We start from the raw sequence: 9349 nt of genomic DNA on the forward strand, positions 1-9349 counted from the left end.
ATGCCGAACTACCGTTACAAGGCACTGAACCCACACGGTGAAGTGTTCGACGGACAGATGGAAGCGGCCAGCGAGGCCGAGCTGGTCGCGCGCCTGCAGGACCAGGGCCATCTGCCGATGGAGACGCAGCTGGCCGACGGGGGGGCGGTTGGCGGCAGCAGCCTGCGCGGCCTGTTCCGCCAGCGTCCGCTGCAGGGCGCGGCATTGCTGCAGTTCACCCAGCAGCTGGCCACCCTGCTCGGTGCCGGGCAGCCGCTGGACCGCGCGCTGTCGATCCTGCTCAGCCTGCCCGAAGACGAGCGCTCGCGCCGCGCGATCACTGACATCCGCGACGTGGTGCGTGGTGGCGCGCCGCTGTCGACTGCGCTGGAACGCCAGCACGGCCTGTTCTCGCGTCTATACGTGAACATGGTGCGCGCCGGCGAAGCCGGTGGCAGCCTGCACGACACACTGCAACGCCTGGCCGACTACCTCGAACGCAGCCGTGCGCTGCAGGGCAAGGTGATCAACGCCCTGGTCTACCCGGCGATCCTGCTGGTGGTGGTGGGTGGTGCGCTGCTGTTCCTGCTGGGCTACGTGGTGCCGCAGTTCGCACAGATGTACGAAAGCCTGGACGTGGCGCTGCCATGGTTCACCAACATGGTGCTGCAGCTGGGCCTGTTCGTGCGCGACTGGTGGGTGCTGCTGCTGGTGGTGCCGGGCGTGCTGCTGCTGTTGTTCGAACGCAAGGTGCGGCAGCCCGCGTTCCGTCTGGCGCTGGATGGCTGGCTGCTGCAGCGCCGGGGCATCGGCCGCCTGCTGGGCGAGCTGGAAACCGCGCGGCTGGCGCGCACCCTGGGGACACTGCTGCGCAACGGCGTGCCGCTGCTGGGGGCGCTGGGCATCGCCCGCAACGTGCTCGGCAACCGCGCGCTTGCCGCAGACCTGGAGACCGCCGCCGACGAGGTCAAGAACGGCACCGGCCTGTCGCTGGCGTTGTCGCGCGGCAAGCGTTTTCCCCGGCTGGCGCTGCAGATGATCCAGGTCGGCGAGGAGTCCGGCGCGCTCGATACCATGCTGCTGAAAGCTGCTGATACCTTCGAACAGGACAGCGCCCGCCGCATCGACCGCCTGCTGGCGGCGATGGTGCCGGCGATCACCCTGGTGCTGGCCTCGGTGGTCGGCGCGGTGATCGTGGCCGTGCTGGTGCCGTTGTACGACCTTACCAACGCCATCGGCTGACGATGGCCTCCTTCGCAACCCCGACATCCCGTACCTGAAAGGACCGACCATGATTGCTTCCCGTCGACCGATCCGCCTTTCCTTCACCGCCGCACGCCACCAGTCGGGCATGAGCCTGCTGGAGATCATCATCGTCATCGTGCTGATCGGCGCGGTGCTGACCCTGGTCGCCAGCCGCGTGCTCGGCGGCGCCGATCGAGGCAAGGCCAACATCGCCAAGGCGCAGGTGCAGACCGTTGCCTCCAAGGTCGACAACTACCAGATCGACACCGGCAAGCTGCCCGCCTCGCTCAACGACCTGGTGACCGCACCGGCCGGCGTCGGTGGCTGGCTGGGCCCGTATGCCAAGCCTGCCGACCTCAACGACCCGTGGGGCCACGCGCTGGAGTACCGCGCACCGGGCGAGGGCCAGGCGTATGAACTGATCAGCCTGGGCAAGGACGGCAAGGCCGGCGGCAGCAGCGTCGACGCTGACATCCGCTACCAGCCGTAAGCACGCATGCTGCTTTTCCTGCCGCGCCGGGTGTCACGCCCGCGCCTGCACGGCAGGCGCGCGGCGGGCCTGTCGCTGCTGGAAATGCTGCTGGTGATCGCGTTGATCGCGGCCATCGGCCTGATCACCGCCGCTGGCATGTCGCGCGGCTTTGCCGGCATGCAGCTGCGCAGTGCCGGCAAGGACATCGCCAACCAGCTGCGCATGGTGCGCGCGCAGGCCATTGCCCGCGGCGAACCGCAGCGCTTCGTGATCGAGCCGGCGCAGCATCGTTGGCAGGGCGCCAGCCAGCGCCACGGTGAAGTGCCGGCCAAGCTGAAGGTGCAGTTCGAAGGTGCCGCGCAGTTGGCCACCGCGCCCGGCCAGGGCGTGATCGAATTCCATCCCGACGGCGGCTCCAGTGGCGGCCGCATCCGCCTGCAGCTGGAGAGCGCCGAGTGGCGCATCGATGTCGGCTGGTTGACCGGTGAAGTCCGTTCCGGACCGTGGCGGGCGCAATGAGGTCGCGCGCCCGTGGTTTTACCCTGCTGGAAGTGATCGTTGCCTTCGCCTTGCTCGGGCTGGCGCTGACGCTGTTGCTGGGCAGCCTGTCCGGCGGCGCGCGGCAGGTGCGCGACGCCGAGCTGCGCACGCGCGCGGTGCTGCACGCGCAGTCGTTGCTGGCCGCCGCCGGGGTGGAAGCACCGCTGCAGGCCGGCAGCCAGCAGGGCGAGTGGGAGCAGGGGCGTTATCACTGGCAGCTGCAGGTGCAGCCCTGGGCCGAGCCGCGCAGTGGTGCGCTGCCCGCTGCGCAGTCGCCGGGCGCACCCTGGCTGGCGGAACTGCAGCTGCAGGTGCGTTGGGGCGACAGTGAACGCGAGCAGTTGCGCTGGCGCAGCCTGCGTCTGTTGCCGCCCGCGCTGGAGAATGCGCGATGAGGCGCCGCGCACGCGGCTTCACCCTGGTCGAAGTGATGCTGGCCACGGTGCTGCTGGCAGGCGGCCTGGCGCTGGCGTTCGCCAGCGTGCGCTCGGCGATGGCGATCAGCCAGCGCGGCGAGCAGATTGCCGCGCAGAGCGAACGCATGCGCGCAGTGCAGGCCCTGCTGCGGCGGCAGCTCGCCAGTGCCCTGCGCAGCCCGCTGGAAGTGCCCGATCCCACCCGCGAACCGGTGTTCTTCCAGGGTGACGATCAGGGCATGCAGTTCGTTGCCGACCTGCCGGGCTATCTCGGTCGTGGCGGCCCTTACCTGCATGCGCTGCAGGTGGATGGCGCAGCCGGCCACCGCCGCTTGCTGCTGGGGCTGGTGCTGCTGCAGGAAGGCGAGCGCATCGAAGAGAACCCGCCGCGCCCGCCCGAAGTGCTGGCGGAGGAGTTGAAGGACGTAAGGCTGCGCTACCGCGGTGTCGACGCCAGCAACGGGCAGCTGACCGAATGGTTGCCACGCTGGGAGGACACCCGACGCCTGCCATTGCTGGTGGAAGTACAGATCGTGCCGGCCAGGGGCACGCCGTGGCCGCCGCTGGTGGTGTCACTGCGGGCCGGTGGCAGCGGAGGTGCGCGATGAAGCGTCCACGTGGTGCCGCGCTGGTCCTGGTGCTGTGGTTGATCGCGCTGATGACCGCGCTGGTCGGCGCCTTTGCGCTCAGCGCACGGGTCGAACACCTGCAGCAGCGGGTGCTCGGTGACGACGCACGCGGCCAGGAGCGCGCCCGCGCCGGCCTGGAATACGCGTTGCTGCGGCTGCAGCCGGACCCGCAGCGTCCGCCGTGGCAGGCTGATGGCCGCGCCTATCGCTGGCAGTTCGACGACGCCCGCATCGAGATCCGGGTGTTGGACGAGAACGGCAAGATCAACCTCAACCTGGCCGATGCGGCCCTGCTGTCCGCATTCATGCAGGCACTGGGCGAGCCGGCAGAAAGCGCCAGGCAGCTGGCCGGTGCGATCATCGACTGGCGCGACGAAGACAGCCTGCTGCAGCCCGGTGGCGGTGCCGAGGCGCCGGAGTACGCCGCCGCAGGCCTGCCCTATGGCCCGCGCAACAAGCGCTTTGAAACCCTGGGCGAACTGCAGCGGGTGCTGGGGATGCGCGGGTCGCTGTATGCCGCGATGCTGCCGCACCTGACGCTCTACAGCAGGCAGGCGCGCCCGGATCCACGTTTCGCCAGTGGACCGGTGTTGACGGCATTGGGCCTGGATGCGGAACAACTGCTGGCGCAACGCGCCCAGCAGGAGCGTGACGGAGATAACGCTGCGGGTGCATCAGCGCTTGCCAGCGGCAGTGGCACCTATAGTATCGAGTCCCGCGCCACTGACGGCAGCGGACGCCTGTCAGTGCTGCAGGCGGTGGTGCGCAACGGATCGGGCGGGGTGCCCGGCCGGACCTACACAGTGCTTCGCTGGGAGCAGGGAATGGCAGCAAGATGACGGCGTGGCAGGACAGTCTGCGGCAGGTGCAGGGCCAGATCGGCCCCGGTGCCGGCCGTTTCCTGCGCTGGTGGCGGCAGTCGTTGCTGGCCTGGGTGCCGATGCGTTGGCAATGGGCGCTGGGCTGGTCGCAGACCCGCCTGCTGCTGCAGTGCGAGGACGGGCAACTACAGGTCTGGCGTGAAACCGGCGACGGTCTCGAGCCCGTGGCCCGCCTGCCTTGGCCGCTGCAACCGGTGGACCTGGACCGCGTGCTGGAGCCGCGCCTGCGCAGCCTGCCACGGGTGTGGCTGCTGCCGGCCGGGCAGGTCCTGCGGCGGAATCTGCGTCTTCCTGCCGCAGCCGCTGACCGCCTGCGTGCGGTGGTCGGCTACGAGATCGACCGGCAGACACCGTTCGAAGCCAGCCAGGTCAGCTATGACATCCGTGAGCTGGGCAGTGCCGGCGAAGGCCTGCTGCAGGTGGAGCTGGTGGCCTGGCCGCTGCGCCAGCTGGATGACTGGCGCGCGCAGATCGGAGCGTGGGCCGACGTGCTGGCCGGTGTCGATGCGATCGATGCCCAGGGCCGCGCGCTGCAGGTCAACCTGCTGCCGCCCGCGCAGCGTCAGCAGCGACCGGACCCGATGCGGCGCTGGAACCTGCTGCTTGCCATGGCTGCGCTGGTGATGCTGGTGCTGGCGGCGATGCAGTTGCTGGACAACCGTCGTGACGCCGTCGATGCGCTGCGCGCAGACGTCGAGCGCAGCGCCCGCAGTGCACGTGGCGTGGCCAGCGAACGCAGCCAGCTGCAGGCGCTGCTGGATGGAGCGGCGTTCCTGGAAACACAGCGCAACCAGCGCGCCAGTACCGTCGAAGTCTGGAACGAGCTGACCCGACGCCTGCCCGATGGCACCTACCTGGAAAAACTGGCGATCGAGAACAACAGCCTGCAGTTGATCGGCCTCAGCAGCGAAGCATCGCAGCTGGTCACGCTGCTGCAGGACGCGCCGCAGTGGCGCAAGGTCAACCTTACCGGCGTGCTGCAGGCTGACGGTGCCGCCAGTGGCCGCGACCGCTTCACCCTGACCGCCGAGCTGCAGCCATTGCCTTCGGCGGCAGCGGCGCCGGCACCCGCCCCGACTGCAACCACGGAGGCGGCCAATGCCGATGCCAAGCGCACGCCGTGACCGCTGGCTGGCACTGGCACTGCTGTTGGCAGTGCTGGGCCTGGCCTACCTGCTGCTGGTGCACCCGTGGTTCACCCAGCCGCTGCGCGCCATCGATGCCGATGCCGCCGCCCTGCGCGAGCGCCAGCAGCGCGTGCAGGCGCAGCTGCAGCAGCAGCCGCAGATCGAACAGCGGCTGCGCGCAACCCGCGACGCCCTGCAGCAGCGCCCGGGGTTCCTGCAGGAAGCCACCGCCGAGGCCGCCGCGGCCGCGCTCGGCGCACGCCTGCAGGATGCGGTGGCGATGGCCAGCCCGGGCAACCGCAGCTGCACCATCAGCAACCGCACGCCGTTGAGCGACAACCGTCGCGATGCTGCGTTCGTGCGCGTGGCCATGCAGGTGCGCCTGCGCTGTGGCGTGGCCGAACTGGCCACCGTGCTGCACAGCCTGGAGACCGGCAGCCCGCGCCTGTTCGTGGACAACCTCAACCTGATCGCACAGCGCTTCCAGCAATCGCCCAACGAATCCGGCCTCGGCCTGGACGTGTCCTTCGAGCTGGCCGGCTACCTGTTGCCGGCGGCTGCTGCCGATCCCTCGACAGCACCCGTGGCCACGCCGCCTGCAGCGGCGCCGGCGGTGTCGCCGCCGGCACCTGTGCCGTCACCGGCGGAGCAGCCTGCCACCGATGCGCAGGAGGTGGCCGATGAAGCTTGAGCAGATCAGCCTGCGCACCGGGCTGTTGCTGGCGGTGGCCGGATGGGCCGCAGCGCTCTGGCTGGCCACCGGCTTCGGTCTTGGCAGCCAGCTGCCCACGGTCAGTGCGGAGGGCGACGCGCAGGCCGCGCTGCCGGCGCTGCCCGTGCTGGCGCCCGAACGCATGGCCGGCGCAGACAGCTACAGCGTGATCAGCGAACGGCCCCTGTTCGCCGAAGACCGCAAGCCGCGCCCGTACCTGCTGGGGGGCAGTGAAGCCGCCGCCAGTCCGGCACTGCGCCTGACCGGCGTGCTGATGACCGGCGACTTCAGCATGGCCACCTTCACCACCGAGCAGGGCCGGTCGCTGCGCCTGCGCCTCAACGGCGATGCAGTCGATGGCTGGCAGCTGGTGGCATTGGAACCGCGCCAGGCCACGGTGATCGGCTCCAGTGGCAGCCAGGTGCTGGAACTGGCCGTGTTCAATGGCCAGGGCGGTGAAGCGCCGACCGCGCTGCGCGGAGCCACTGGCACACCGCCTGTGCCTGGCGCGGTGGTTCCGCCGCCGCCACCGCAGCCAACGCCCAGCCAGACGCTGCCCCCCCCCCGTGCCGCCGATGGCAACGTGGCTCCCGCCTCGCCTGCACCGGCCGCGGCCGCCGCACCCCCTGCAAACACCAACGGTCCCAGCGAAGCGCAGATGCAGGCCATCCGCGAACGCATCCAGGCCCGCCGCCGTCAGCTGCAGCAACAGCAGCAACAACCGTCGCCGCCCCCGGGCGATGGCACCAACCGATAGAGTGAATGCATGAATCTGCGTTTTCTTCCCTGGTCCTTCGCCCTGACGCTGCTGGTCGGCTGCAGCACCGTGTCGGCCCCGCATGTGCAACGCAACGGCAACCTGCAGCCCTCGGCCAGTGCCGGCCAGGCTGCCGTCGATGCGCAGACCGAAGCGGCCGATCAAGCCCAGGGGGCGCCGCAGGCGGTGATCCGCCGTGGCACCGGCACCATGATCAACCGCGAAGCCGCACGCAAGCCGTCGCCCGCGCTGCATGCGGCCAGCTCCGGTGAGGCGACCTTCAACTTTGAAGGCGAGTCGGTGCACGCGGTGGTCAAGGCCATCCTCGGGGACATGCTCGGCCAGAACTACGTGATCGCCCCGGGGGTGCAGGGCACGGTGACGCTGGCCACGCCCAAGCCGGTATCGCCGGCACAGGCACTGAACCTGCTGGAGATGGTGCTGGGCTGGAACAACGCCCGCATGGTCTACAGCGGTGGCCGCTACAACATCGTCGCCGCCGACCAGGCACTGGCCGGCACCGTGGCGCCGAGCACCGCGCCGGCCTCCAGCGCACGCGGTTTTGAAGTGCGCGTGGTGCCGCTGCAGTTCATTTCCGCCACCGAGATGAAGAAGGTGCTGGAGCCCTATGCGCGGCCCAATGCCATCGTCAACGTCGACAGCGGCCGCAACGTGATCACCCTCGGCGGTACGCGTGCGGAACTGGAGAACTACCTGCATACCGTCGAGATCTTCGACGTCGACTGGCTTTCGGGCATGTCGGTGGGTGTATTCCCGATCCAGTCCGGCAAGGCCGAGCAGGTCGCGGCGGATCTGGAGAAGGTCTTCGGCGAAGAGAGCAAGACGCCCAGCGCCGGCATGTTCCGTTTCCTGCCGCTGGAAAACGCCAATGCAGTGCTGGTGATCACCCCGCAGGTGCGCTACCTGGACCAGATCCAGCAGTGGCTGGACCGCATCGATACCGCCGGCGGCAGCGCGCGCCTGTTCTCGCATGAACTGCGATACATCAAGGCACGCGACCTGGCCGAACGCCTCAGCGAAGCCTTTGCCAGCAGCGGCAACCGCGGCGGCTCCGGCTCGGCATCGCTGGCGCCGGGTGCCATTCCGTCGCAGCTGGGCAGCGAGGGCGACCGCGGTATGGACGCGGGCAACAGCAGCAGTTTCAACAACCAGGTCGGTAGCGGCAGCAGCAGTGGTAGTGGCAGCAGCGCCGGCAGCCTGAACCTGCCGCAGCGCCAGTCGGGCAACGTCAGCATCAGCCTGGAAGTGGAAGGCGATCGTGTCGGCGTATCGGCGGTGGAGGAAACCAACACGCTGCTGGTGCGTTCGACACCGCAGGCCTGGCGCTCGATCCGCGAGGTGATCGAAAAGCTGGACGTGATGCCGCTGCAGGTACACATCGAAGCACAGGTGGCCGAAGTCGGGCTGACCGGCGACCTGAAGTACGGCGTCAACTGGTTCTTCGACAATGCCGTGGCGGGGCGCGCGCTGACCGGCGCGCTGTCCGGGTTGACCCTGCCAGCAGCGGCCGGCGGCTCCTGGAACACCTTCGCCGGTGCGGTGACCGGCACCGATGGCGCCGGCTGGGCGTTCACCGGGCACAACGGTGCAGCCGTGGTCAGTGCGCTGGACAAGGTCACCGACGTGCGCCTGCTGCAGACGCCCTCGGTGTTCGTGCGCAACAACGCCGAAGCCACCCTCAACGTGGGCGACAAGGTGCCGATCAACACCACCACGGTCAACACCGGCATCGGCACCAGCAGCTACAGCTCGGTGCAGTACATCGACACCGGCGTGATCCTCAAGGTGCGCCCGCGCGTAACCCGTGACGGTACGGTGTTCCTGGATATCGTGCAGGAGATCAGCAGCGCATCGGACGTGCCGGAGAACTGCAATCCGCAGGAGCGCAACTGCAATCCGCGCATCTCCACCAAGAAGCTGGCCACCGAGGCGGCGGTGCAGAGCGGGGACACCATCATGCTGGCCGGCCTGATCACCGATTCGGCCACCGATGGCAGCAGCGGCATTCCCGGCCTGAGCCGGATTCCGGTACTGGGCGCGCTGTTCGGCCAGAAGAGCCGCACCAGCCGTCGTTCGGAAGTGATCGTGCTGCTGACCCCGACCATCGTCCGCAACGGCCAGGAAGCCCGCACCCTGACCGACGAGTACAGCCAGCGCTTCCGCGCGATGGAACCGCTGAACCAGCCGCGCGCAAAGAAGTAAGGGGGGGAGGGCAGGCCTGCGCCCGGGTAACACGCCATCGCATGCGCGCTGTCGCTCCCACGCTTCGCTGCGCGAACCGTGGGCCCCGCTTACCAGCTTCCAGACCCCCGCCGCTTTGCGGCCGCCCCCTGACTCAGGGGGCTCTGCCCCAGACGCGACGTCGTGACCGGTAGATCCACGCCATGCGTGGATGCTCCTCGTCTCAATGTCGAAATATTCGATTTCGATGAAGATTCATCCACGCATGGCGTGGATCTACTGGCCACCGGGGAACTGTCGAAGGCGGGGTGGGTCCGGTGGCGGGGGTGTCCGCGGCATGGATGCCGCGGCCAAGCCTCCAGGGATGGATTCACGGCGTCCCCCGCCAC

General features: G+C 69.2%; 10 protein-coding genes. All 10 read left to right on the forward strand.

Annotated features, from left to right (window positions below; all coding sequences use genetic code 11):
• From xpsF to gspD, 10 genes are read left to right on the forward strand one after another with little or no spacing between them, the layout of a single operon-like run.
• Positions 1-1221 carry a type II secretion system protein XpsF gene (xpsF, locus tag AC1DCU_RS17490; protein WP_032977166.1) on the forward strand — a complete coding sequence of 407 codons (1221 nt, stop codon included), beginning with the start codon at positions 1-3 and terminating at the stop codon, positions 1219-1221.
• A gap of 49 nt (positions 1222-1270) precedes the next feature.
• Entirely contained in the window at positions 1271-1714 is a 444-nt protein-coding gene (gene gspG / locus AC1DCU_RS17495) for a type II secretion system major pseudopilin GspG (protein ID WP_032951922.1), read from the forward strand.
• A 6-nt stretch (positions 1715-1720) separates the two neighbouring features.
• Positions 1721-2215 (forward strand): type II secretion system protein XpsH, encoded by a 495-nt coding sequence (gene xpsH, locus AC1DCU_RS17500; protein WP_025876706.1) that lies wholly within the window; start codon positions 1721-1723, stop codon positions 2213-2215.
• On the forward strand, positions 2212-2631 hold the full coding sequence (xpsI, locus tag AC1DCU_RS17505; protein ID WP_025876704.1) for a type II secretion system protein XpsI: 420 nt from the start codon (positions 2212-2214) through the stop codon (positions 2629-2631). Before xpsH ends, xpsI begins: the two co-directional genes overlap by 4 nt.
• Positions 2628-3260, forward strand: coding sequence for a type II secretion system protein J (locus tag AC1DCU_RS17510; RefSeq protein WP_032977169.1), 633 nt, complete (start codon positions 2628-2630; stop codon positions 3258-3260). Before xpsI ends, AC1DCU_RS17510 begins: the two co-directional genes overlap by 4 nt.
• Positions 3257-4120 (forward strand): type II secretion system minor pseudopilin, encoded by an 864-nt coding sequence (locus tag AC1DCU_RS17515; protein ID WP_025876700.1) that lies wholly within the window; start codon positions 3257-3259, stop codon positions 4118-4120. Before AC1DCU_RS17510 ends, AC1DCU_RS17515 begins: the two co-directional genes overlap by 4 nt.
• Entirely contained in the window at positions 4117-5286 is a 1170-nt protein-coding gene (locus AC1DCU_RS17520) for a PilN domain-containing protein (protein WP_442252075.1), read from the forward strand. The genes AC1DCU_RS17515 and AC1DCU_RS17520 overlap by 4 nt, the downstream gene beginning before the upstream one ends.
• On the forward strand, positions 5261-5980 hold the full coding sequence (gene gspM / locus AC1DCU_RS17525) for a type II secretion system protein GspM (protein ID WP_025876696.1): 720 nt from the start codon (positions 5261-5263) through the stop codon (positions 5978-5980). Before AC1DCU_RS17520 ends, gspM begins: the two co-directional genes overlap by 26 nt.
• Positions 5970-6758: a general secretion pathway protein GspN gene (locus AC1DCU_RS17530; protein ID WP_180831567.1), complete on the forward strand. Its 789-nt coding sequence runs from the start codon at positions 5970-5972 to the stop codon at positions 6756-6758. Before gspM ends, AC1DCU_RS17530 begins: the two co-directional genes overlap by 11 nt.
• A gap of 9 nt (positions 6759-6767) precedes the next feature.
• The gene (gene gspD / locus AC1DCU_RS17535; protein ID WP_099782787.1) at positions 6768-8981 is read left to right on the forward strand and encodes a type II secretion system secretin GspD; all 2214 of its coding nucleotides are present in this window, start codon (positions 6768-6770) and stop codon (positions 8979-8981) included.
• Positions 8982-9349 lie beyond the last annotated feature (368 nt).

The organism is Stenotrophomonas sp. 10L48 (genome assembly GCF_056395105.1).